This is a genomic window from Pseudomonas sp. MWU16-30316 (genome assembly GCF_020515645.1).
Classification (GTDB): Bacteria; Pseudomonadota; Gammaproteobacteria; order Pseudomonadales; family Pseudomonadaceae; genus Aquipseudomonas; species Aquipseudomonas cerasi.
In genome coordinates this window covers 208,507-233,496 of sequence record NZ_JAIZAZ010000006.1, presented here as the reverse complement: position 1 = coordinate 233,496, position 24,990 = coordinate 208,507, and the positions used below count along the sequence as shown (strand labels likewise).

The following is a 24,990-nucleotide window of genomic DNA, read 5'->3' as shown; positions in this document are numbered from 1 at the left end:
CAAAGCAAAACTGCGTTTAAGCATAGTCTGAAGTTTCAGATATCCACTGTCTGGCGCATTCGCAACTGCCGGAGCGACGCTGTATTGCACTGACCAACGCGAATCATTGCCTGGCGGATGAGTATTATGACTGTCATTAATGTCACAAAAGGGAATTCCTCAGGTGTACCCCATGAAAGCCCCCGTTTCTGTCGTTTATGAGCGATAAGTATGCCCCACGCGAGTGGGCCGCCCACGAGCGTCCGACCATGCCTGGCTCGCCGTCGACGCCGCTGCATTCGACTGCGCGGCGTTGGGCGTTTGCTGTCGTGGGGGTGATCGTCGCGCTGACCGGTGGGCTCGGCAACGCACTGGTGGTCGCCAACCTGCCGTATCTGCAGGGCGCGCTGGGGGCGACGTCGCAGGACATCGCCTGGCTGCCGGCGGCCTACATCATGACGAACGTATCGATGAATCTGCTGCTGGTGAAGTTTCGTCAGCAATTCGGTCTGCGCGCGTTCACCGAGCTGTTTCTGGTGCTGTACGCGCTGGTGACGCTGGCGCATCTGTTCGTCAACGACATCGATTCGGCCATCGCTGTACGTGCGGCACACGGCATGGTTGGCGCTGCACTCAGCACCCTGGGGCTGTATTACATGATCCAGGCTTTCCCGCAGAAGTGGCGGCTCAAGGCGCTGGTACTCGGGCTTGGCACCGCCCAGCTGGCAACGCCGCTGGCGCGGCTGGTGTCGGAAGACTTGCTGCAAATTGCCCAGTGGCGTGGCCTTTATCTGTTCGAGCTGGGCATGGCGCTGCTCTCGCTGGGCTGCGTGCTGATGCTCAAACTGCCGCCTGGCGATCGCTTCAAGGCGTTCGAGAAGCTCGATTTCCTCACCTTCGGCCTGCTGGCCACCGGTTTTGCGCTGCTCTGTGCGGTGCTGTCGCTGGGGCGTATCGAATGGTGGCTGGAAGCGCAGTGGATTGGTATCGCCTCAGCGGCATCGATTGCGCTGATTTGCGCCGGACTGGCCATCGAGCATAACCGCAGCAATCCGTTGCTGATCACTCGCTGGCTGGGCAGTGGAGCGATCCTGCGCCTGGGCTTGGCCGTCATCCTGTTTCGCGTGGTGCTGTCCGAACAGTCGGTCGGCGCTGTCGGGTTTCTTCAGGCGCTGAACATGGGCAGTCAGCAGTTGCACACGCTGTACCTGGTGATGCTGCTCGGCAGCGTTTCGGGGCTGGCGGTCAGTGCGCTGACCATCAATCCGGCACATCTGATCAAACCCTTGCTGATCTCCCTGGCGATGATGGCAATCGGTGCCTGGATGGACAGTCACTCCACCAACCTGACCCGCCAATCGAACATGTACCTCAGCCAGTTTCTGCTGGCCTTTGGCGGCACGTTTTTTCTTGGGCCTACCCTGGTGCTGGGGATCAGCGGCGTGTTGGCGAACCCGCGTAACATGGTCAGTTTTTCGGTGTTGTTCGGGATTACTCAGAACATCGGCGGGCTGATCGGGTCTGCTGCATTGGGCACCTTTCAAGTGGTGCGCGAGAAGTTTCATTCCAGCCACATCGTTGAACACCTGACCCTCATCGATCCGCTGGTACAGGCGCGACTGCAGAGTTACAGCGCCAGCTACAGCTCGGTGATCGCCGACCCGTCGTTGCGCAACAGTCAGGGCATCCGCACGATGGCCACGGCAGCGACCCGGGAAGCCAATGTGCTGGCTTACAATGATGTGTTCATGCTGATCGCGCTGATTGCCGTGCTGACCATGATCTGGATTTCAGCCCGGGTCCTGTGGCTGAAAATGACCACTCAACCTCTGCCGCTGGCACCCATTGCACCTGCTGCTCCGCCCACCGTATCCAATTCCGGCGTTAAATCTTCATGACCGAATCCAAAACCCCAGATACCGAAGCCCCGCGCAACTCGCCGCCACCGGCTCCGTTGACGTCCCCGGTGACCAGCAAGCCGCGCTCGACCCGCAAGCGTGTCGTGTCTTCGGTGATTTTCGGCGCCGTTGCCCTGGCCGGGGTGCTGGTGGTGCTGTACGCCTGGCAACTTCCGCCGTTTGCCAGCCCGATCGAGAGCACCGAGAATGCGCAGGTCAAGGGCCAGACCACGCTGATCGGGCCGCAGCTGAGCGGGTATGTCTACGAAGTACCGGTGCAGGACTTCCAGTTCGTCAAGGCCGGTGATCTGTTGGTGCGTCTGGATGACCGTATCTATCGTCAGCGCCTGGATCAGGCCATTGCACAACTGGCTGTGCAGAAGGCCTCGCTGGCCAACAATCTGCAACAGCGGCGTAGTGCCGAAGCCACCATCGGCCAGCGCCAGGCCGAACTGCAGAACAGCATCGCCCAGAGCCGCAAGAGCGCTGCCGATCTGCGGCGCAATCAGGCGCTGGTGACCGACGGTTCGGTTTCGAAAAGCGAGCTGGATGTCACGCGTGCTGCCGACGCGCAGGCGAACGCCGCCGTTGCCGAAGCCAAGGCAGTCTTGCAGATCGCCCGTGAGGACCTGCAAACAGTCATCGTCAACCGTGGCTCACTGGAAGCCTCGGTCGCCAATGCGCAAGCGGCTATCGAGCTGGCGCGCATCGACCTGGACAACACGCGTATCGTTGCCCCGCGTGACGGGCAGTTGGGGCAGATCGGCGTGCGTCTTGGTGCCTATGTCAATTCGGGTGCGCAGTTGATGGCACTGGTGCCCGAGCAGCGTTGGATCGTGGCGAACATGAAAGAAACCCAAATGGCCAATGTGCGCCTGGGGCAGCCGGTGAGCTTTACCGTCGATGCGCTCGACGGCCACCAGATGCACGGCCACGTACAACGAATTTCGCCCGCTGCGGGTTCGGAATTCAGCCTGCTGCCTGCCGACAACGCCACCGGCAACTTCGTGAAGATTTCCCAGCGTATCCCGGTACGCATCGTGGTCGATGCCGATCAGCCCATGCTTGAGCACCTGCGGCCTGGGATGTCGGTGGTCGTGAGCATCGACACCAGCGCGGACGGCGATGTGCCGCCTGATCCGGCGGTGCGCTGAACCTTTGGATGATCGCTGATGCTGGACGCGGGCAGGATTCGATCCGATGCAAGTTGACTATCGTGCCGACGCTCCGCGTCGGCACGATAGTCAAAGGGGAGGGGCAAACGCGACAGGCATCAGAACAGCTTGCTGAACACCCAATACAAAGAACCTGACAAGAGGATTGCCGCCGGCAGGGTCAGAACCCAGGCCGTGGCCAGATTGCGCAGGGTACGCATTTGCAGCCCCGAGCCATTGGCGACCATCGAACCGGCCACGCCGGACGACAGCACATGGGTCGTCGACACCGGCAGCCCGTACATGTCCGCCGCCCCGATCGTGAACATCGCCACAACCTCTGCCGACGCGCCCTGAGCGTAAGTCATATGCGTCTTGCCGATGCGCTCGCCCACAGTCACCACAATACGCTTCCAGCCAACCATCGTGCCCAGCCCCAGGGCGATGGCCACGACAATCTTGACCCAGGTCGGAATGAACCGCGTGGCACTGTCGATCTGACCCTTGAACGCTTCAAGCTTGGTCCTGGTATCCGCGTCGAAATCGCCGACCTTGTTTTTCTCCATCAGGCGGATGGTTTCCGAGGTCAGGTACATGTCGTTACGCACGTTGGTCACCGCTTCGGCAGGCACCTTCGAGAGCGAGCCGTAGCTGGCGACCTGATTGCCGATCTTGCCGGTCATGACCGCCAGCGCAGGGATCAGGTCGGGGCCGGCCTGTTTGCTGACCAGATAATCGGACAGGGTCTTGCGCGAATCGGTCGGGGCGGGCAGGGGAACGCTGCGCATCAATGCCTGCTGGGTGACCTCTGCAATCGCACCGAACTGAGTGGCCTGATCGGCGGGCATGGTGCGGTTCAGCGCATAAGCCATCGGCAGGGTACCGACCAGAATCAACATGATCAGGCCCATGCCTTTCTGCCCGTCGTTGGAGCCATGCGCGAACGAAACGCCCGTGCAGGTCACAATCAGCATGGCGCGAATCCACAACGGTGGCGGCGCATTGCCTTCCGGAGCCTTGTACAGCGCGCGGTTCTTGATGAACATGCGCATGGCCAGTAACAGCAACGCGGCACAGCCGAAACCCACCAGTGGCGAGAGCAGCAGTGAGTAACCGATCTTGGTGGCCTGCGACCAGTCCACACCGCTGGTGCCGTCGCGGCCGTGCATCAGGGCGTTGGCGATACCGACCCCGATGATCGAGCCGATCAGCGTGTGTGACGAGGACGCCGGCAGACCCAGCCACCAGGTGCCGAGGTTCCAGATGATCGCCGCGATCAACAGCGCGAAGATCATCGCGAAGCCTGCCGATGAGCCGGTCTGCAGAATCAGTTCCACCGGCAGCAGGGCAATGATGCCGAATGCCACCGCGCCGCTGGAAAGCATCACGCCGAGAAAATTGAAAAAGCCCGACCAGACCACGGCAAAGCCCGGCGGGAGGGAGTGGGTGTAGATCACGGTGGCGACGGCGTTGGCCGTGTCATGAAAGCCGTTGACGAATTCGAATCCCAGCGCGATCAACAACGCTACACCCAACAGCACGAACGGGGTCCAGGTGGTGACCACCGTGCCCATGTCGTCAACGTCCTGTTTGAGGCTGTAGCCGGTGAACATCAAGCCTGCGATAAGTATCGTGAAGAAAAGTATCATGGTCATTCGGCTGGGCTTGCGACCGAATTGACTCGCTGACAGGCTCGCCTTGCCGAGAGCGTCTGGAGACAGTGCGTTTGTAGCCATGTTCGCAATCCTGGATTGAAAGAATATTGACATGGTCATTGCAAAATGTGACAGAGATGCGACATGCCACCAATCAGTGCGCTTTTGCGCCAGATTTCTGACAACCGGCAGGCCGGTCAGTAGTCTCCGCGTTTGCGGAACGCCCAGCGCCCGGCAACCAGGGTGAAGGTCGCCACCAGCGCCACCAGAATCCAGAATCCCTCAGGGTCGGACGCCAGCGGTACGCCCCCCACGTTCATGCCGAAAAAGCCGGCGACAATGTTGATCGGCAAGGCCAGAACAGTCACCACGGTCAGGGTAAACAGGGTTCTGCTGCTTTGCTCGTTGAGGTTGGCGGCAATTTCTTCCTGCAACAGTTTGATGCGCTCGCCCAGCGCCGTGAGGTCGTTGATCACCAGCGAGGACTCTTCGATGGACTGACGCAATGCCTGGACATCCTGTTCGCGCAACCATTGCGGAGGTTTGTGCAACAGGCGCATCAACGAACCGGGCTCCAGCGCCAGCAGGCGTTGCAGACGTACCAGCACCCGGCGCATGGCGCCGAGTTCGGAGCGATTGTTGCTCAGTCGCTGCGAAAGCAACTGGTCTTCGATGCGGTCGACGTTGACGCTGGTCTTGCGCAGAAACTGCGTCAGCACTTCGCCCTGATCGCTCAGCAAATGGGCGAGGAGTTCCAGCGGTGAGTCGAATTGCTCGCCGCGTTTGACTGCCGAGCGCAGCTTGTCCACCGAACGCAGCGGCTGCAGCCGGGCGGTGATCAGCAGACGCTGGCGGGCACAGACCCACAAGGTGGAAATATCCGTCGAGAGCCTGTTGAAGTCGAACACCACGTCGTTGACGACCGCCAGCAGCGTGGTATCCACGTGCTCGATCCGGGTCGAGCGCGAGCCCTCGTGCAATGCCTCGAAAAACTCTTCCGGAAGATCCAGCTGGGTTTTCATCCAGCGCTCGCAGGCCGCATGCGAGAGGTTCAGGTGCAGCCAGATGAAGTCGTTCTCTTCGGGAGGGTTTTGCAGGTAATCCAGCGCGGCAGCCGAACCGATTTCCTGGCCACTTTCACCGTGGCGAAACCGGAAGCCGTAGAGCAGACCGAAAAGGTCGGAGTCCTGATGATGGTGCGCGATACTGTGGTTCATGGCTGTCCACGTGCGGCCTGGCCCGGGCAGGGAGGCGAAGGCCGCATGATGACAAGGCGTTATTTCATATTTGTGACAGCTTGTTGCGGGGTGTGTCATCTGTCATACCGGCAAGCGGCTGGGTGGGCAGCCGTTCAGTCAATCGACAGCTCGCTGTCGCATTGACAGCGGTCAGACCATCGCCAGCGGCATCTTGCGAGTGGGCGCAGGCCATGCCAGATCGATATCGGCCAGATCACGCTCGGTCAGACGAATCTGCTCGGCCGCGATGTTCAGACGAATGTGTTCCGGGTTGGTCGCCTTGGGAATGGCGATCATGTTGTCCTGACGCAGCACCCAGGCCAAGGAAATCTGTGCCGGTGTTGCATCGTGGCGTTTGGCGATTTCGTGCAGGGCAGGGTGGTAGAGCAGATCGCCAGCCTGACCGATCGGGCAGTACGCCATCAACGGCAGATGACGGTCCGCGCTCCACAGCATCAGGTCGAACTCGATGCCGCGTTGCTCCGGGTTGTAGAGCACCTGATTGGTGGCACAACGCGGGTTGTTGAGCTCGATCATGTCCGGCACATCAAAGTTGGAAACACCCCAGGCACCGATTTTGCCCGCTTCACGCAGACGCTCGAATGCCTCGACCGTCTCGGTCAGCGGGTACTGGCCAGGCCAGTGCAGCAAGTACAGGTCGATGTAGTCGGTGTTCATTCGTCGCAGGCTGGCCTCGCACGCGGTCGGGATACCGGCGCGGCTGGCGTTGTGCGGGTAGACCTTGCTGACCACGAATACCTTGTCCCGCTGTCCGGCAATGGCTTGACCGACGATTTCCTCGGCTGCGCCATCGGCGTACATCTCGGCGGTGTCGATCAGGGTCAGGCCCTGTTCGATACCGAGGCACAGGCCCGCGATCTCTGCCGAGCGCTGATGCCCTTTTTCACCCATGTGCCAGGTGCCCTGACCCAGCACTGGTACGGTTCTGCCTGCCAGCTCCAGTGTGCGCATGTGACCCCCTGCAATTAAATAAGCAGCTAATGAGCGGTTGAATAAGCAGGTCTCAGGCAACAAGAGGCGCACGAGGTTCCGTACGCCCGCCAATCGCCATGCAGATTTAAACCCGGAACTGCTTCAGCAAGGTGTTCAATTCTTCGCTCAACCCGCGCAGGTGCAGACTGGCCGAAGTCGACTGTTCGGCGGCCAGTGCCGTGCTCTGGGACAATTGTGCGGCCTGGGTAACGTTCTGGTTGATGTCATCCACCACGTGCGTCTGCTGCAGGGTGGCACTGGCGATGGAGGCGTTCAGGCTGTTGAGGTTGCGCAGCGCCTGACTGATTGAGGTCAGGCTCTGACCGGCCTGATTGGCCTGCTCGATGGTCAATTGCGAGGAACGGCTGCTGTCGCCGATCACCTTGACCGCTGCATCGGAATGCTTTTGCAGGCGTTCGATCATTGACTGGATTTCTGCGGTCGACTTCTGCGTGCGCTGGGCCAGCAGGCGCACTTCATCGGCCACCACGGCAAAGCCGCGGCCCTGCTCGCCGGCGCGCGCCGCTTCGATGGCTGCGTTCAGCGCCAGCAGGTTGGTCTGCTCGGCAATCGAACTGATCACTTCCAGCACGCTGCCGATCTGTGTGCTCTCGCTGGCCAGACTCTGCATCACTTGCACGGCCTGACCAATGGTGCTGGAGAGGTGTTCGATCTGGCGCAGGCTGTTATCGATATTGATTTGGCCCTGCTGTGCCTGCGACTCGGCATCGCGCATTTCGCTGGCGGCATGTTCAGCGTTCTTGGCCACGTCCTGCACGCCGTAGGTCACCTCGTTGACCGCCGTGGCAACCAGATCCATTTGCTGCGATTGTTTTTCGCTGCGGCCTTGCGCCTGTTCGGCGTCGCTGCCCAGATCGGTCGAGGCCTTGCCCAGCGCCACGGCAGAGTGCTGCAACTGACCGACGACATTGCGCAGCTTGGCGACAAAGGCATTGAAGTGCGTACCCAGTTCAGTGATTTCATCCTTGCCGTGGGTTTCCAGCGTGCGGGTCAGATCGCTTTCGCCACTGGCAATATCGGCCATCGCATCAACCGCCGCTCTGAGAGGGCGCACGATGCTGCGTACGATCATCACCAGCAGCAAGACCATGATCAGCACGATGCCGGCGATGAACATCCCGGCGTTCCACAGCTGTGTCTTGAACTCTGCCGCCACGTCGTCGACGTACACGCCGGAACCCAGAATCCAGCCCCATGGCTGAAACAGCTGCACGTAGGAGGTCTTTTTCACCGGCTCGCTGGCGCCGGGCTTGGGCCAACGGTAATTCACCATCCCGGCACCCTGGGCTTTGACCAGCGTGACCATTTCGTTGAACACCGCAAAGCCGTCCGGGTCCTTGATGGTCGACAGATCCTGGCCTTCAAGTTTGGGGTTGGTGGGGTGCATGATCATCACCGGGCGCAGGTCGTTGATCCAGAAGTAGTCGCTCTGGCTGTAACGCAGGCTCTTTATCTCTTTCAAGGCCTGCTGTTGCGCAGCCTCGCGTGTCATGCCGCCTGCAGCTTCAAGCCCCTGATAAAACGAGAGGATGCCGCTGGCAGTCTGCACCACATGCATGGTTTTCTCGGCCTTGGCCTGATACAGGTCGTTATGCAGCTGCCTGAGCAGCGTCGCCGACAGGACGAAGAGCATCAGCACTGAAACGACAAGAATCAGCCACAGACGGCGACTGATGGACAAACTGCGCATACTCATGATTGGCATCCCATGCATTATTTTTTTTCTTCTGATGACTCCGATCCGCGCAACGCGCGATTCAGAGCCTTTCAAGCATCTCGGCGCATCCTGACCAAACATGAGCGGCCGGTCACACTTTTTAACGGCGTACACCGCTATGGCGAAAGGCTTACAGCAACAGACGCGATTGGCTCTATCGACGGACCCTCAGTGAATGTAGGATCCAATTCAACAGCTGCAGCGAAGGAACGCCGCAGTGATCAGGGAGGATCGACCATTGCCAGGAGGCTACTGACAGGATGTCGGAATGGTCATGTTGCAAAACCACCCGCTTCGGCGGGTTTTTTGCGTCTGCAGGAAAGCAGGGCGGGTTCAGCGGTCCGGCTCGCAGCCCTTGAGCACCAGCCTGAGGATGGTCCGGGTTGCCGCCTCGTAATCGGCGTCCTGCAGTTTTGCCTTGCCGGTGACCGTTGCGATCTGCCAGTCGAAATCGGCATAGGTCTGGGTCGCGGCCCAGATGGTGAACATCAGGTGATGAGGATCGAGCGGGGCGATCTGTCCGCTGTCGATCCAGGCCTGGATGCATTCGATGTTGTGCCGTGCCTGGCCATTGAGCTGTTCAATCTGCTGCGCTGTCAGGTGCGGGGCGCCATGCATGATCTCGCTGGCGAACACTTTCGAGGCGAAGGGCAGGTCGCGGGAAATCTGGATTTTCGAACGGATATAGCGGCTGAGGACTTCGGCAGGTATGCCTTCGGGATTGAAGGGTGTCGAGGCACGCAGAATGGGCTCGATGATGCTTTCCAGCACCTCGCGATAGAGGTTTTCCTTGGATTTGAAGTAGTAGTAGACGTTGGGCTTGGGGACACCGGCCTTGGCTGCGATGTCGCTGGTCTTGCTGGCGGCGAAGCCCTTGTCGGCAAACTCCTCGCTGGCAGCGCGCAGGATGAGTTCTTTGTTGCGCTCGCGGATACTGCTCATGACCCGGTTATTCCCTTGCCTGCATGGCGGTCGCGCATGTTAGCACCGGGTTTGCGCAGCGCTCAATGTTGACGGCCCGGGGCAGGGTTGCACCGGGCCGTCTACTCAGGCGCTCATCAGTTCCTGAACTCTGGCGGCCAACGCGTCAATCGCAAATGGCTTGGTCAGTACGCGCATTCCTGGCCCGAGCTGTTCGTCACCGATGGCGGCGTTTTCCGCGTAGCCGGTGATGAACAGTGTCTTCAGATGCGGGCGGACCTCGCGTCCGGCATCGGCCATTTGTCGTCCGTTCATGCCGCCCGGCAAGCCCACGTCAGTGATAAGCAGGTCGATATGCACATCCGAGCGCAGCAGCTTGAGGCCGGCCAGGCTGTCGGCGGCTTCGATCAGCGTATAGCCCAGGTCACCGAGGGCATCGGTGAGCAGCATGCGCACCGTGGGTTCGTCGTCCACGATCAGGATGGTTTCCCCGGACTGGGTAAACTCGAATGGCGCCTTGTGCACATCGCCTTCGTCCCTGGCCGCAGTACCTTCGTAGCGGGGCAGGTACAGGGATATCGCGGTTCCCTTGCCAACCTCAGACTGAATGCGCACGCGTCCGCCGGACTGATTGGCAAACCCGTAAATCATCGACAGGCCCAGCCCGGTGCCCTGACCAATGGGCTTGGTGGTGAAGAAGGGGTCGAATGCCTTGGCGATGACATCAGGCGTCATGCCGGTGCCGGTATCGGTCACGCACAGCGAAAGATAGTGGCCCTCAGGCATATCGTGTGCGCGTGCCACATCGCCGTCTATCCAGCGGTTGCTCGCCTCAATGGAGATGCGTCCGCCGTCCGGCATCGCATCGCGGGCGTTGATGCACAGATTCAACAGCGCGTTTTCCAGCTGGCTGGCATCGACCAGTGTCGGCCATAAACCCATGGCACCTATGGTCTCGACCACGATGCTGGGGCCGACCGTGCGCTGGATCAGGTCGGTCATGCCTTTCATCAGCCTGTTCACGTCGGTCGGCTGCGGGTCCAGGGTCTGGCGTCGAGAGAAGGCCAGCAGCCGGTGCGTCAGGGCCGCTGCACGTTTGGCCGCGCCCTGGGCCGTCACGATGTACTTGTCAACCTCGCCCCAGCGGCCTTGCTCGATCCGCGAGCCCATCAGTTCCAGGGCGCCGGAAATGCCTGCCAGCAGGTTGTTGAAGTCGTGGGCGAGGCCACCGGTCAGTTGCCCGACCGCTTCCATTTTCTGTGACTGGCGCAGCTTCTCTTCGGCCTGCATGAGCTCGGTGGTGCGCGCTGCCACGCGTTGCTCAAGCGTGTCGTTGAGTGCCCGCAGCGCGGCAGTGGCACGGTCGCGTTCGGCTGCCACGGCGCGTCGTTCGTCAACGTTGATGAGCACACCGGGGAAGCTCAGTGGCGTGCCATCCTCCGCTCGGTCGACCCGGCCGTTGGCTTCGATCCAGTAGTAGACCCCGTCAGTACGACGAACGCGGTACTGGTGGGCGTAAACACGTCCGTTGGTGATGACCGCATTGATCGCATGGATCAGGCATTGCTTGTCTTCCGGGTGAACAGTGGCAATGACTTGCTCCAGACTCAGGCCTTCACGGCCCAGCCCGGGGTCCAGACCGAAGGCCTTGGCGAAGGCTTCGTCGACGGTAAAGCGATCGGTCGGCAAGTCCCAGTGCCAGGTGCCGATGATTGCACCGGCGGCCAGGGCGAGCTGAACACGGTCGATGTTTTCGCGTGCGACGGCCTCACTGGTGCGCAAGCGCTCCTCGGCATCGCGTCGCGCCGTCACATCGCTGAAGATCACCGCAATCTGCCGGTCAGCCGGCTCACCGACACGCACCGCCTTGACTTCGAACCAGCGCTCGAAAGCCTTGGCATAGTTCTCGAAACTGGCAGGCTCGCCGGTTTTTGCGACGTGCCCATAGGCTTCGAACCAGAACCGCTCCAGGTCCGGCGCGAACTCGGTCACCCACTTGCCGCGCAGATCGACGCCGGCCTGACGTTCAAAAGCGGGGTTGGCTTCGATGAAGCGGTAGTCCACGGGGCTGTCATCGGCATCGAACTTGACCTGAATGATGGCGAATGCAGCTTCGATGGTCTCCAGCATGGCCCTGGAGCGCTCTTCGCTCTGGCGCAGCGCCGTCTCGGCCTTGCGCATCTGTGACATGTCGAGCATTGCACCGATCATGCGCACCGCCTGGCCGTCGGTATTGCGTATTACATGGCCGCGGTCCAGTACGTCGGCATAGGACCCGTCCAGCCGACGAAAGCGGTATTCATCCGTCCAGGCAGTGCCATTGCCGTCGATCACGGCGTGAATGGAGTTGTACACGCGGCTACGGTCGTCGGGATGGATCTGGCTGATCCACCAGTCACCAGAGTTGTCCAGGGTTGCCAGCGGGTGGCCGTAAGCCTCCTCAAGCGCGTCGTTCCAGAGCACCAGATTGGCTGCAAAGTCCCAGTCCCAGATCGCGTCGTTGGTCGCCTTGGCGGCCAGCCGATAACGTTCCTGAGCTTCCTCGGTCGCGCGGCGCGCCAAGTGCTCGCGGGTGCGATCGCGCAGGATCTTCACGAAACCGAGGTGCGTATTCCTTTCGTCGTAGAGCGGCATCATCTCGCCCGATGCCCAGAACAGCTCACCGTCCTTGCGCAGGTGCCAGCGCTCGTCCGACGCCCGGCCTACGCTCAGCGCCAGCTGCATTTCATGCTCTATCCGGTCGTTGGCCAGGTCTTCGGGCGTAAAGAAACGCTCGGCGCTCTGACCGACCATCTCATCCTGGGTCCAGCCCAGAACCTGTTCTGCGCCCGGGTTCCAGTCGGTAATGATGCCGTTGCCATCGGTCAGGATCATGGCGAAATCCATCGCGCTTTCAAAGACTGCGCGCTGGCGTGCCTCCTGGCCAACGGCTACGTGTCGAGGGGTATTCGTTGCGGCGTCGACGCCGGCTTCTTCAAGCATTCTGCGCAGGTCCACGATCTGCGCTTCAAGCTCTTCTCTTGTCAGGTCTTTCAGAGCGCCTCCCGCTCACACGTTATGTTCGGCATGGGCGGGCACTTGCCGGTGGCCTGCTTTGCACGTTGAATCCGGTCGTTATTGATATCTGCATTTGCCTGTGTGCGTCCCGGGCGCGAGTGTCAGCGAATAGACCACTTTCTCTCGGCAGGCTGCACCTGATGTGCCTCTTTCTATGGCGACCACCATACAGTCATTGTCGCGCTTGAATTCACGTCCTGTCGTGACCGCAGCGCAGTGGCCGTGTCAGTGGACATCTGCCGACGAATCGGGTTTCGACGGATCAGGAATTTAAAGCAGCCATCGTGTCCTGAGCCGATTCAGGCGAGATGGTCAAGGCGCGGCGATTTGTCCGGGTATTCATCGGCCTGTGGAGGGCTTTCTTTATAGGGCGTCAGGTCAGGGGAACAACTTTGTTTGCAGGCTGCGCACATTGCTCATGACCTGATGCGAATTGTGCTTGCGGGTCAGCCTTTTTTCAGGGGTTCTGCGGAGCGCATGCTAGGATTTACCCTTTCGTTATGCGAAACGTGCCCTTCGTATGTCCATCGATGCAAACAGTTCCGGTACACCCGCTGCAGCCAAGCAGCCCGCAGCCAAGCGTCGCCTGCCCAAGGGCGAGGTACGCAAGGCCGAAATCATCAAGGCGGCCATGACCCTCTTCGCTCGGGATGGGTATGCCGGCGCCTCGCTGACCAACATTGCCAAGGTGGCAGGTCTCTCCCAGGTCGGCCTGCTGCACCACTTCCCGACCAAACTGGTGCTGCTGCAAGCCGTTCTCGAACATCGCGACCAGTACATTGCCGCCAGGCTGCAGGATGCCGATCAGGTCGCTTCTCTGGATGGGTTCCTGTCGTTTCTGAAGCAGGTCCTGAGTTTCAGTATCGAAGACGCCGCGGTCAGCCAGGCGCTGATGATCATCAACACTGAAAGTCTCTCGGTGACGCATCCTGCACACCGCTGGTTCAGCGAGCGTTTCGCGATCGTGCACGGCCATCTTCAGGCGCACCTGAAGTTGCTGGTCGAGGCAGGCGAAATTCGAGCGGATGTTGACGCAAGGCAGATCAGCCTGGAGATAGCCGCCATGATGGATGGCATGCAGATTCAATGGCTTCGATCGCCAGGGGATGTGCAGATAGAGGCGGGGTTTGCCAGGTTTCTCGAACGACTGGCGCGGGATCTGGCTGCACGCTGAGTTGCGGGCATTTGCCAGGCAGGCATCGGTGGTCCTGTCGACCACCGATGCCTTTGGCATGTGAATGTTGCCTGGGATGAATGTGGCTTAGTAAGCCTGTTCTGCCTTGACCTGTACGGCCTTGCGCAGGGGGATCGGCAGCGGGTTGGAGTCGCGAGTGGTCAATTGCTCCGGGTACAGCGCTACAACCGTGCGGTCGAGCGTCAGGTTTTCCGAGTCCTTGCCCACCAGCACCTTGAACTTGCCAGGGTCAACGTTCCAGCTCACCGAGTTGGCTGAGTAGTAAGCGAACGAGCGCGAGTCCAGGGCAATGGTCACGGTCTTGCTTTCGCCAGGCTTCAGGTAAACCTTGGAAAAGCCCTTCAGCTCTTTTTCTGGACGATCAACCAGCGGCTTGGAAGGCTGCACGTACAACTGAGCCACTTCAAAACCGGCCTTGTCACCCGTGTTGGTAACCTTGAACGACGCTTGAATGGTCGCACCCGGTGCCAGCACGTTGCTCGACAGCTTCAGATCGCTGTACGCGTAAGTGGTATACGAAAGCCCGAAGCCGAATGGGTAGAGCGGTTTGGTGTGCTTCTTGTCGTAACCGCGATAGCCCAGGTACAGGCCTTCGCTATAGCTCATCTCGACAGGCGGGTTAGGGCTGCTGAAATAGTACGGCACCGGGTTCGAGTACGACGCATAGCTCGGATTGTCCTGCGCCTTCTTGTCCAGCGTGATCGGCAGCTTGCCCGATGGATTGACCTTGCCGAACAGGATTTCAGCCAGTGCCTGGCCGCCCTGTTGCCCTGGATACCAGGCATGCAGAGACGCCGCTACCTTGTCAGCCCACGGTTGCATGTCCATGCCACCGCCACCGTGCAGCACCACGATGGTTTTCGGGTTGGCTTTCTGAATGAAACCGATCAGCTCGGACTGAAATTGCGGCAGTTCGAACGGACGATCAAGCGACTCACCCTCGTATTCGAAGTTATTGCCGGCGGCTACCACGACAGCGTCGTAATCCCCCAGGTTCTTCGGTGGACGCAACGCTGCCCAGCTCATCTGCACGCCGTTCATGCCGCCCAGTACCGGGGTGAAGTTGCCCTTGAGCCGGCGGTATTCGAGGCGCACGTTGTATTCGCTGCCAGCCTTGAGGTTCACGGTTTTAACCGTCCGCGGAACCACTGGAATCAGGTCGAACGAGACTTGCGAGCCCTCGTCCTCGAGCACCAGTTCATCATTGATCCAGAGTTTACAGGCACCGTCCGCGCGGACCTTGAACACCTGGGGACCGGTGATCGTCGGTTTGATCTTGCCAGTGAAACGGGCCGAGAACGAGCCGGCTGAAGGGCTGTAGCCATTGACCGCGCTGCTGCCGTAATCAGTGACGTTGGTATTGGTAATCCAGTCCAGGTTGACGCCCGGTTCGATGCGGGTTGCCACCGGGTCGCCGGACAGCGAGGTGTTGGCGTAATACTCGGCTTTTACGCCGGTATTGCTGATCGCCTGTTGGTCACTGCCTGGCTGATACCAGACCGACGATTTGGGGTTGAGGCTCATCTGTGGCAGGTAGTCCACATTGGACGGGTCAGACGCCAGTTGCTTGAGTCCGCTCACTTCGGTGACATAGCTGGCCGGTGCCGAATAGGCAGTACCGAACGGCGCGGTCGGCGGCTGCATGGCCATGTCGCCAATCACGGCAATCCTTGCGTTTCTCGGCAATGGCAGGAGAGGTTTCTGACCGTCCACGGGCTCGTTGCGCAGCAGGACGATCGATTCGCGGGCCACGTTCAAGGCCGCCAATTGCCCGTATTCACGATGCTCCAGTGGCTGCGCCTTGTTGATCCCCTTGTCAAAGCCGTAGCTGACCAGCGCTCTCAGGTTCCTGCGCACCTTGTCGTCGATCACGCTCTGGTGCAACTGACCATTCCAGACATAAGGCAGCAGTTTGGCTTCAGTAAACTGAAGGCCGCTGGGCATGTCGATATCGGTGCCTGCCCAGGCACCCTTGAAGGCGTCCTGAACCGAGTTGAAATCGCTCATGACGTTACCTTGAAAGCCCCACTGGCCTTTCAGGATATCGGTGATGAGGTGATGATTTTCACACGCGTACTCGCCGTTGATCTTGTTGTAGCCACACATGACCGAGGCAATATTGGCGTTCTTGACCAGCGACTCGAAGCCCGGCAGGTACAGCTCCTGCATCGCTCGTTCGTCGATCTTCACATCCAGATAATGACGGTTCGCTTCCTGCTCGTTCATCAGGTAATGCTTGGCGGCCGCCTGGATGCCTTGAACCTGGATACCGTTGGTGACTGCCGGTGCCAGTACTGCGCCGAGAAACGGATCTTCCCCGCTCATGTACTCAGCCGCCCGGCCGTTGAACGGCGTGCGGTACAGATTGATGGCTGGTGACAGCATCTGCTGCCCACCCGCGATGCGGGTTTCGTAGCCGATGGCCAGACCGAATTCCTTGGCGCGATTGATGCTCCAGGTGGCCGCAAGTGCTGACGGGGAAGGGTACTGCGCGCCGAACGTCTTGCCGCCGACCAGCACGCCCATCGCCGAATCATAGGCGACCGTGCCCTGCAGGTTGAACTTGTCCAGCTTCGGAATCATGCGGCCGTCGTCAACGCGCGAAAAATTGATTTTTTCCGATTGCGTCATGTTGTCCAGCATCGCGCCTACGCGCGCTTCCACTTCATTGCCGGTCATCGGCGTGACAGCGAATACGCTGCCTGCCTGGGCGATACCGAGCGCCAACAGGCTCAGGCCCAGGCCTTGTTTGATCATGGACACGGAGTTATTCCTTACGTCATTCATAGGTTGATCGGTTGCAGTCAGTGGGTCACTCAGTGGTCTTCATTGCCGGCAGGGGCGTCAGCAGTGTCGATCGGCGCATCCACCACCGTTTGCGCGCCATTGGGCGTTTTCTGTACGGCAGCGTCGGCACCGGTGATCTGCTCACGCTGAGCATCGACTTCTGCGCGGCGCTCGCTCGACGTGGATGGCAGCGGGTTCTGCCTGTCAGCGGCAGACACCGGCAGGGCGGCAAGGGACATCAGTAAAGTGGCAACAACAGGCAGCAGGGGGCTGGCCATCGGGAGAATCTCCAAACAGAAATATGAAACAGGCAGACAGGCAAGTCGGCAGCTCAGGGCCGCTGACAGTTCATTCAAGGCGTGCGTGACAAACAGAAAATTGCTGAAAGGTAAAATACACGAATTAAATTTTATATAGTCGAGAAGTGTTAAATTCTAGTATCGTATATTTGGTATTTACGTTGTTTTAATTCCAAATTAATAAATTTTACGACAATATAATTGGGTATTTTTTGATTTTTTAGGGATTAATCATCTTTTTAAAAAGCAGAGTGGACGCTCTGTTTTTTGGTTTTCTCTGGCTTTTCATGCGGTGGCGTGCTGATAAGCGCAAGTAGTGCTGACGCCTGAATACTGGCAGTGAGTGCCAGTATCATCACGTCGCTGTCAGGCCCGTTGAATAAAGTCCGGACGCTGTCGAAGAGCGTCTATATCTGCCTGGACTGGAGTGAACGCACCCTGCACATTAGTGGCGCTCTGGGGGCGGCGCTGCTGGAACTGATGCTCAAGCGTGGCTGGGTAAGCCGCCATCTGGATTCCAGAGCGTTGAAGCTGACGCCCAAAGGGGCGGGCGGGATGGCGAAGGCGTTTGGGGTGTAAGGCGTAACCACGCCGCTACCGAGCATGCCCGGTAGCAGCGTGGCTCAGGTTCAGAAGCTGTACTTGGCCGTCAACGCATAGCTGCGCGGGTTGCCGTACACGTCGGTGGAGCCCCATACCGAGCTTGCGCCAATTGCCGTGTAGTAGGTGCGGTCGAAGATGTTGTTGGCGTTCAGTTGCAGGTCGAGGTTCTTGCTCACCTGATACCCCGCCATCAGGTCGGCGACGGCATAGCTGCCCTGTTCCAGGCGATAGCTGCCATCGGTGAGTGCGATGTCGTTATACATGCGGCTCTGCCAGTAGACGTTGCCGCCAACACGCATTTTCTCCAGTGCGCCCTGCAGGCGATAGACCGTCGACACCTTGAACAGATGCTCGGGCGTATCGGTGTCGAAACGCTGGTTCTTTTTCGTCGGATCGGCGTCCTTGAGGTAGTGGGTGCGGGCGTAGGTGTAGCCTGCGCCGACTTGCCAGTTCTCGGTCAGCGCGCCTTGCACTTCCATCTCGACGCCCTGACTGCGTACCAGACCGGCAGCGTCGTAACAGGTCAGGACCGCGCAGCCCGCCTGGGTCGGTGACTGGGTCTTGAGGTTTTTCTGGTCGATCTGGAACACCGCCAGGGAGGTATTGAGGGCGCCGTTGAAGTATTCACCCTTGATACCGACTTCATAGTTTTCGCCGACCACCGGCTTGAGCACCTTGCCGGACAGGTCCTGTGCGCTCTGCGGCTGAAAGACATCGGTGTAGCTGGTGTACAGCGAGTGGTGTTCATCCAGCTTATAGATCAGCCCTGCGTAGCGCGTCAGATTACGGGTGACTTTGTAGTCTTCATCGCCGGCGCGGTCATCGTAGTCGTACCAGTCCAGACGGCCGCCGAGGATCAGGGTCAGCGGATCGGCCAGGCTCAGGCGTGTGGTGAGATAGACTGCGTCCTGAGTGGCGATGCTGTGCGTCTTGCCATCGCGGACGAAGTCCGGCTTTGGCGCGCCGATGGGCAGACCAGTGTCGTAAGGGCTGTACTCCTTGCTGGTCTGGTCGTATACGCGCCGGCTGGTGCCGACCACCACTTCATGAGTGCGGCCGAAGGCTTCGACCGGTCCACTGGCGTAGACATCGAAGGCGGTCTGCTTCTCTTCCGGCCTCGACTGGTAGGCCGTGGTTTCCAGCGGGCCGTTGTAGCGAGACAGATAGGTGCCCGAAAACAGGCCCTCCAGCGACGAGCTCGAGCCTGCTACGCGCAGTTTCCAGTCATTGTCGAAACGGTGCTCCAGCTCACCGAACACGGTGTCTATCTGGATTTTCTTGTTTTCCCAATCCGAGCCGGAATAGGTGGAGCGCGGCAGGTTCAGGTGGTGACCATCGACGCCGAGGGGCAGGCCGCCCCAGAAGTAGTTGGTCTGATCTTCCTGACGAGACAGGCCCAGGGTGGCGGTCGTCGCGTCGCTCAGATCGGCTTCGACCACCCCGTAGAACACGCCGTGATCGCTCTTTTCCTTGTCGCGGAAGCTATTGGCATCCTGGTAGGAACCGACTATCCGGCCGCGAACCGTGCGGCTGTCGTTCAGTGGGCCGGACGCGTCAAACACGCCACGGTAATCGTCCCAGCTCCCGACCGTGCCGGTGAGGGTGACCTGTGGCACGGCGGTAGGGCGCTTGCGCACCATATTGATCGCTGCCGAAGGATTGCCAGACCCTGTCGCCAGGCCAGTCGCACCCCTGATCACCTCGACATGATCGAACATGGCCAGATTGGGTTGAACGCCTGCCGTGTAGCCCGAGTACGAGGCGGGCAGGCCGTCGTACATGATGTTGTCGATGTCGAAACCGCGCGACGTGTAGGTTTGCCGACCGGGGCCGCTGGACTGATCAAGGAACAGACCGGGCGTGTACCTGACCACATCATTGATGCTGGTCATGGCCTGATCGTCCATGCGCTGACGGGTGACGACCGTCACGGCCTGCGGCGTTTCACGAATGGTCAGCGGCAACTTGGTCGCGGTCTGCATCGGGCCGGTGGTGTAGGACTGACTGCCTTCGGTGGTGGAGCCAAGTTGATCACTGCTGATCTGCGTGGCGCCCAGTTCCATAGTCGTGGCGGGCTGTTCCTCAGCGGCAAAGGCTGCCTGCGTGGTGGCAGCCCAGATGCCCATGGCCAGCAGACCCGGTGTGAAACGATTACTGCGTTGTGATTGTTGCCCCGACATGGACCCGACACTCCCTCGATGCCCTCCATGGCAGGATGATAATAGTGTTGATAATGGTTCGCATTAGTGTGACAGGTTGTTTCCCACAGAAAAAGACACTGCGAACAAATAGTTAACAAAATTTTCACATTCCACATTGAGGTCGGGCGTGTGTCGTCTTAAGGGGCTGATGGGTATTCCATCGAGAAGCGCTATGAAAATCTTGTACATGAAATTACATTGGTACAAGTTTTTATGACTGCGGAGCCTCTTCCATTGACCCAAGCCCCTCGTCTCCACCTGATCCTCGGCGATCAGCTTTCCTTCGATCTCGCATCCTTGGCGGGGCTGATCCCCGAGCGCGACACGGTCCTGATGGTCGAGGTCATGGAAGAGGCGAGTCATGTGCCGCATCATCCGCAGAAGATTGTGCTGATCTTCAGCGCCATGCGTCATTTTGCCGAGGCGCTGCGTGAGCGTGGTGTTCGGGTGCAGTACGTCATGCTCGATGATCCGCAGAACACAGGCTCGGTGCCGGGGGAGTTACAGCGCTGGCAGGCCCTGTTGCGAGCAGAAGAGCTGCACATCACCGAGTGCGGCGACTGGCGTCTGGAGCAGTCGATCAAGGACTGCGGGTTGCCCATCCAGTGGCACGCCGATACGCGCTTTCTCTGTTCCCGTGACGAGTTCTCGTCGTGGGCGCACGGCAAGAAGCAGTTGCGCATGGAGTTCTTCTATAGGGAGATGCGCCGCAAAAGCAGGCTGCTGTTGAACGGCGACGGTACGCCGGTCGGTGGTGCCTGGAACTTTGATGCCGAGAACCGCAAGGCGCTGCCCAAGGGCGTGGCAGCGCCATATCCGCTGCGCTTTTCCGCCGACACCATCACCTGCCAGGTACTGGAGCTGGTAGGTGAGCGCTTTGCCAGCCATTATGGCTCGCTGGATGATTTCGACTATCCGGTTACGCACGTCGATGCTCAAGCGCTATGGGAATACTTTCTTGATTACGGCCTGGCCGGTTTCGGCGATTATCAGGACGCCATGGCCACTGGTGAGCCTTTTCTGTTTCATGCCCGGATCAGCGCGGCGCTGAACATCGGGCTGCTGGATTTACGCCAGGTGTGCAGTGACGTTGAATCCGCGTACTGGTCGGGCAGGGTGGGGCTGAATGCCGCCGAAGGTTTCATTCGCCAACTGATCGGCTGGCGTGAGTATGTGCGTGGCGTCTATTGGTTGAAAATGCCCGATTACGCGGGCGGTAATCTGTTCGGTAACAGCCGGCCGCTGCCCGAGTTTTACTGGACCGGCGAAACGAAGATGAATTGCATGAGTCAGGCCATTGGCCAGAGCCTGAAGCATGCCTACGCCCACCATATTCAGCGTCTGATGGTGACCGGCAACTTTGCCTTGCTTGCCGGCATCGTGCCGGAGCAGATCTGCGAGTGGTACCTGGCGATCTACATGGACGCCTTCGACTGGGTCGAGCTGCCCAATACGCTGGGCATGGTCATGCATGCGGATGGCGGCTATCTGGGCTCCAAACCTTATTGCGCCAGCGGTCAGTACATAAAACGCATGTCTGACTATTGCCGCGGCTGTGCGTACAAGGTCACTGAAAGCACCACTGAGGATGCCTGCCCGTTCAATGCGCTCTACTGGCATTTCCTGATGCGTCATGGCGACCTGTTACGTCGCAATCAGCGCATGGCGATTATCTATAAAAACCTTGATCGCATGGCTGAGCCCAAGCAAAAGGCGCTCTGGGAGCGCGGCGAGCACTTGCTGGCCAGACTGGATGCCGGAGAGGCGCTTTGAAAAAGAGTGAGTTGCCGGTCAAAACCTGTGCGGTCTGCGGGCTGCCGTTTACCTGGCGCAAGAAGTGGGCGCGTTGCTGGGATGAGGTGCTTTATTGCTCTGAGCGTTGCCGGCGAAACAAGCGCACTGCAAGCCAATAGCGTTTTCAAAATATTTCGAAATGAAAAGCGCTGAACTATCGCTTGGTCAGCACGATCATTCCTTATGCGCATTCAGCGCGACCCCGACCTGCCAGCGCATCCGCGCTGAGTTTTGATCCTGGGTCGCCGAACGAAAAGGAGCCGTCATGACCGTAACCACCCATCCCGTCTACCGCTACACGCCAGGCCCGCTACATGCGACCTTGCTTGCCGGAACCGTGCCTTTGTTTCTCGGCGGCTTGCTGAGTGATATTGCCTATTACCAGACCTTTCAGGTTCAGTGGAGCAACTTTGCCGCCTGGCTGATCGCCGGAGGCCTGTTGTTCTGCGGGCTGGCGTTGCTGTTTGCGCTGGTTAATCTGGTTCGCGCCGATCACAAGGCCGGTCGTCCCGTGGTGTACTTCCTGTTGTTGCTGGTTACCTGGGTGCTGGGTCTGGTCAATGCCTTCGAGCACGCGAAAGACGCCTGGGCGGTTATGCCGTCTGGCTTGATCCTGTCGGTCATTGTTACTGTTCTGGCCTGCGTTGCGACGTGGACCGGGCTCACCAGCCTGCGTTCCGGAGGTGCAGAATGAGAAATATCCACGCATTGACTGCATTGAGCATGGCGCTGCTGCTGAGCGCCTGCGGTGGTGAAGCCGACAGCACTCAGGCGCGCGGACCGGACCCGAAGTTGCCGGACCCGCAACGTGGCCTGTTGCCGAGCATGAAGATTGCCGAACCGACGGCTTGGGGCGATCAGAAGCCTGCCGTGCCTGAGGGTTTCAGTATCACGGCGATTGCCAGTGATCTGAATATTCCACGTCAGTCCATCGTTTTGCCCAATGGCGACATTATCGTTGCCGAAGGGCGCGGCGGCAGCGCCGCCAAGCTCAAACCCAAAGACGTGATTGCCAGCGTCATCAAGGCCCAGGGCAACACCAAGGTCAAGAGCGGTAATCGTCTGACACTGTTGCGGGACGCGGACGGCGACGGCAAGTATGAGCTGAAAACGGTCTTTGCCGAGAACCTGAATGCGCCCTATGGCCTGGCCTTCGCGAACGGCAAGCTGTACGTGGCCAACCAGGATGCGCTGGTCAGCTTCGATTATCAGGAAGGTCAGACCAAGGCCAGCGGTGAGCCGACCAAGGTCACCGATTTGCCTGCGGCGATCAACCACCACTGGACCAAGTCGCTGACGGCAAGCCCTGATGGCCGCTACCTGTATGTCGGCATCGGCTCGAACAGCAACGTGACCGAGCGCGGCATGGAGGTCGAGATCGATCGGGCGATGGTCTGGCAGATCGATGCCGCCACTGGTGCGCACAAGCCTTATGCGACCGGTCTGCGCAACCCGACGGCACTGGCGATTCAACCGGGCACCGGGCAGTTGTGGACGGTGGTCAACGAGCGTGACGAGCTGGGGCCTGATCTGGTTCCGGATTACCTGACCTCGGTGAAGGAGGGCGCGTTCTACGGCTGGCCTTACAGCTATTGGGGCCAGAATGTCGACACGCGTGCCCAGCCACAGAACCCGGCCAAAGTCGCTGCGGCGATCAAGCCTGATTACAGCCTTGGTTCGCACGTCGCCGCACTGGGCGTGTCGTTCTCGATCCCGGCCATGGGCGACAAGTTTGCCGACGGCGTGTTCGTTGGCGAGCACGGCAGCTGGAACCGTGATAACCCGGTGGGTTACAAGGTGATCTTTGTGCCGTTCAGCAATGGACGTCCTGCCGGCGAGCCTGTGGATTTCGCAACCGGTTTCCGCGGAGCTGACGGCAAGACTCGTGGCCGTCCAGTGGGCGTGACAGTTGATCCGAAAGGCGCACTCATCATCGCCGACGACCTGGCAAACACCGTCTGGAGAGTGACCCGCAACAAGTAGGTCACATGGCCTGGGGTCGTTGTTGAGTGATCGTTCCCAAGCTCTGCTTGGGAACGCCGTTCGTGAAGCTCTGCGTCAACCATGCAACCTCGACGCAGAGCATCGGCCTGATGGCCAGTCCTGGCTGGGCTTACCTCGCGTCATCCACACAAAATTCTTTCGCAAGGTGGCTTCGATACGGGCTTACACGTTAGGGTTGGCCGCATCCACGCGCTGGCCTGAGTGGCTGGTCGCTGACATTCCCGAATTCTGGAACCGCTGTGAGTCGCTTTGAAACCGCTGGAAACGTAGAAACAAAACCCGCTTCATGGTGGGCCGTTGGTAGCGTATCGCTTGGGTCGTTCGCCACCGTCACCACTGAATTTCTGCCGGTCGGGCTGCTGCCCGATATCGCTCACGACCTGGGAACCAGCATCAGCCAGACAGGCTTGATGATGGCCGTCCCCGGCGTCCTCGCGGCCATTTCGGCACCGTCCTGTATTGCCCTGTTCAGTCATGTCGACCGCAAGCGCCTGTTGCTCGGGCTGTTGTCGATATTGCTGGCATCCAACCTGATCGTCGCGCTGTCCACGCACTTCTTGCTGACCCTTGCGGGCAGGGTCCTGCTCGGCTTCGCGCTGGGCGGATTCTGGACGATTGCCGGTTCGCTCGGGCCTCGTTTGAGGCCCGGCAAGGAGGGCGTCAAGGCTACCGCCTATGTGCTGGCCGGCGTCTCGATCGGCACCGTCGCCGGGATTCCGGCCGGTACGTTGATCGGTGAAGCCTTCGGCTGGCGGGCGGCATTTGAAGCAGCGGCAGTGGTCACGGTGGCAGTGGGGTTGTTGATCGCATTCTTCCTGCCTGCGTTGCCGGGCGAGCGTTCTGCCGGCATCAGCCAGATGCTGTCATTGGCTGGCGAGCAGCGCATTCGTCGAATGTTCGCTGCCGCACTGTTGATCTATGTGGGGCACTTCGCGGCGTACACTTACCTCGCGCCCTTCGTGCAGGAATTCGCGCATATTCAGGGCCAGGCCCTGGGGGCATTGCTTTTCGCGTTCGGCCTGGCGGCGGTTGCAGGCAATCTGGCCGGTGGAGCCCTGGCGGCCAGAAGTGCGCCGTCCTCGGTGCTGATCATGACTCTGCTGATGCTGGGTTCGCTGACTGCGCTGCTGATGTTCGTCGGCAACCCGTGGCTGCTCTGGCCGGTGATTCTGGTCTGGGGGTTCGCTTTCGGGATGATCCCCATCACCACGCAGATCTGGTGTTTCGAAGCCTCCAATGATCGCGTGGAAGGTGTTCAGGCGCTGCTGGTCTGTGTGGTGAATCTGTCGATTGGCGGCGGGGCGTTCATTGGCGGCGTGGCGTCCGGTCGGGCCGGCTTCACCGCTGCCATCGTGATCGGCGCGGTGTGTGCCGCGCTGTCCATGCTCACCGTGATGCTGGCGATGCGCAGCTCAAGACCGGTCAGTTGCACAGACTGATCTGCCGATAGCGGAATACCGCGGCGATGCCGAAT

General features: G+C 59.8%; 17 protein-coding genes and 1 pseudogene. 9 read left to right on the top strand and 9 right to left on the bottom strand.

The genetic code is table 11. The features are described from left to right. Positions 1–197 precede the first annotated feature (197 nt). Both LCH65_RS19840 and LCH65_RS19835 read left to right on the top strand, forming a co-directional pair. Entirely contained in the window at positions 198–1,877 is a 1,680-nt protein-coding gene (locus tag LCH65_RS19840) for an MFS transporter (protein ID WP_004414013.1), read from the top strand. Then, positions 1,874–3,031 (top strand): HlyD family secretion protein, encoded by a 1,158-nt coding sequence (locus LCH65_RS19835; RefSeq protein WP_003368589.1) that lies wholly within the window; start codon positions 1,874–1,876, stop codon positions 3,029–3,031. The genes LCH65_RS19840 and LCH65_RS19835 overlap by 4 nt, the downstream gene beginning before the upstream one ends. A 119-nt stretch (positions 3,032–3,150) precedes the next feature. Here LCH65_RS19835 and LCH65_RS19830 read toward each other — a convergent pair whose 3' ends face one another. The 6 genes from LCH65_RS19830 to LCH65_RS19805 all read right to left on the bottom strand — a co-directional run bounded on the left by LCH65_RS19830 (position 3,151) and on the right by LCH65_RS19805 (position 12,558). Further along, positions 3,151–4,767: an inorganic phosphate transporter gene (locus tag LCH65_RS19830; protein WP_004414010.1), complete on the bottom strand. Its 1,617-nt coding sequence runs from the start codon at positions 4,765–4,767 to the stop codon at positions 3,151–3,153. Positions 4,768–4,883: 116 nt separating this feature from the next. Continuing rightward, a complete protein-coding gene (locus LCH65_RS19825) occupies positions 4,884–5,903 on the bottom strand; it encodes a transporter (RefSeq protein WP_003368594.1) in 1,020 nt (339 codons plus the stop codon). A 171-nt stretch (positions 5,904–6,074) separates the two neighbouring features. Next, on the bottom strand, positions 6,075–6,896 hold the full coding sequence (locus tag LCH65_RS19820; protein WP_003349733.1) for an aldo/keto reductase: 822 nt from the start codon (positions 6,894–6,896) through the stop codon (positions 6,075–6,077). A gap of 106 nt (positions 6,897–7,002) precedes the next feature. After that, entirely contained in the window at positions 7,003–8,634 is a 1,632-nt protein-coding gene (locus LCH65_RS19815; protein WP_044308672.1) for a methyl-accepting chemotaxis protein, read from the bottom strand. A gap of 354 nt (positions 8,635–8,988) precedes the next feature. Continuing rightward, positions 8,989–9,597 carry a TetR/AcrR family transcriptional regulator gene (locus tag LCH65_RS19810; RefSeq protein ID WP_003368596.1) on the bottom strand — a complete coding sequence of 203 codons (609 nt, stop codon included), beginning with the start codon at positions 9,595–9,597 and terminating at the stop codon, positions 8,989–8,991. Positions 9,598–9,702: 105 nt separating this feature from the next. Beyond that, on the bottom strand, positions 9,703–12,558 hold the full coding sequence (locus LCH65_RS19805; RefSeq protein ID WP_165441155.1) for a PAS domain-containing protein: 2,856 nt from the start codon (positions 12,556–12,558) through the stop codon (positions 9,703–9,705). 595 nt (positions 12,559–13,153) lie between these two features. Here LCH65_RS19805 and LCH65_RS19800 point away from each other — a divergent pair. Then, the gene (locus tag LCH65_RS19800; RefSeq protein ID WP_003368599.1) at positions 13,154–13,807 is read left to right on the top strand and encodes a TetR/AcrR family transcriptional regulator; all 654 of its coding nucleotides are present in this window, start codon (positions 13,154–13,156) and stop codon (positions 13,805–13,807) included. Between the two features lie 87 nt (positions 13,808–13,894). On the opposite strand, the gene LCH65_RS19795 is transcribed toward LCH65_RS19800, so the two are convergent. Further along, positions 13,895–16,585 carry a glycoside hydrolase family 3 C-terminal domain-containing protein gene (locus LCH65_RS19795; protein ID WP_226439750.1) on the bottom strand — a complete coding sequence of 897 codons (2,691 nt, stop codon included), beginning with the start codon at positions 16,583–16,585 and terminating at the stop codon, positions 13,895–13,897. A 59-nt stretch (positions 16,586–16,644) separates the two neighbouring features. Further along, entirely contained in the window at positions 16,645–16,893 is a 249-nt protein-coding gene (locus LCH65_RS19790) for a hypothetical protein (RefSeq protein ID WP_002552767.1), read from the bottom strand. A gap of 396 nt (positions 16,894–17,289) precedes the next feature. On the opposite strand from LCH65_RS19790, the pseudogene LCH65_RS19785 reads away from it, so the two are divergent. Next, positions 17,290–17,493 (top strand): annotated as a pseudogene (locus tag LCH65_RS19785) (ArsR family transcriptional regulator); the annotation flags it as partial. 50 nt (positions 17,494–17,543) lie between these two features. Here the strand turns inward: LCH65_RS19785 and LCH65_RS19780 are convergent. Next, a complete protein-coding gene (locus LCH65_RS19780; RefSeq protein ID WP_003368604.1) occupies positions 17,544–19,697 on the bottom strand; it encodes a TonB-dependent siderophore receptor in 2,154 nt (717 codons plus the stop codon). 234 nt (positions 19,698–19,931) lie between these two features. On the opposite strand from LCH65_RS19780, the gene LCH65_RS19775 reads away from it, so the two are divergent. From LCH65_RS19775 to LCH65_RS19755, 5 genes are all read left to right on the top strand, one after another. Further along, entirely contained in the window at positions 19,932–21,491 is a 1,560-nt protein-coding gene (locus LCH65_RS19775) for a cryptochrome/photolyase family protein (RefSeq protein ID WP_080266360.1), read from the top strand. After that, the gene (locus LCH65_RS19770) at positions 21,488–21,631 is read left to right on the top strand and encodes a DUF2256 domain-containing protein (RefSeq protein ID WP_003368606.1); all 144 of its coding nucleotides are present in this window, start codon (positions 21,488–21,490) and stop codon (positions 21,629–21,631) included. Before LCH65_RS19775 ends, LCH65_RS19770 begins: the two co-directional genes overlap by 4 nt. Before the next feature lie 146 nt (positions 21,632–21,777). Further along, positions 21,778–22,206 carry a DUF2231 domain-containing protein gene (locus LCH65_RS19765; protein WP_003368607.1) on the top strand — a complete coding sequence of 143 codons (429 nt, stop codon included), beginning with the start codon at positions 21,778–21,780 and terminating at the stop codon, positions 22,204–22,206. Further along, positions 22,203–23,495, top strand: a complete 1,293-nt coding sequence (locus tag LCH65_RS19760) for a sorbosone dehydrogenase family protein (protein ID WP_003368608.1) — start codon at positions 22,203–22,205, stop codon at positions 23,493–23,495. Before LCH65_RS19765 ends, LCH65_RS19760 begins: the two co-directional genes overlap by 4 nt. A gap of 260 nt (positions 23,496–23,755) precedes the next feature. Beyond that, positions 23,756–24,955: an MFS transporter gene (locus tag LCH65_RS19755; protein WP_074807960.1), complete on the top strand. Its 1,200-nt coding sequence runs from the start codon at positions 23,756–23,758 to the stop codon at positions 24,953–24,955. The last annotated feature ends 35 nt before the right edge of the window (positions 24,956–24,990 follow it).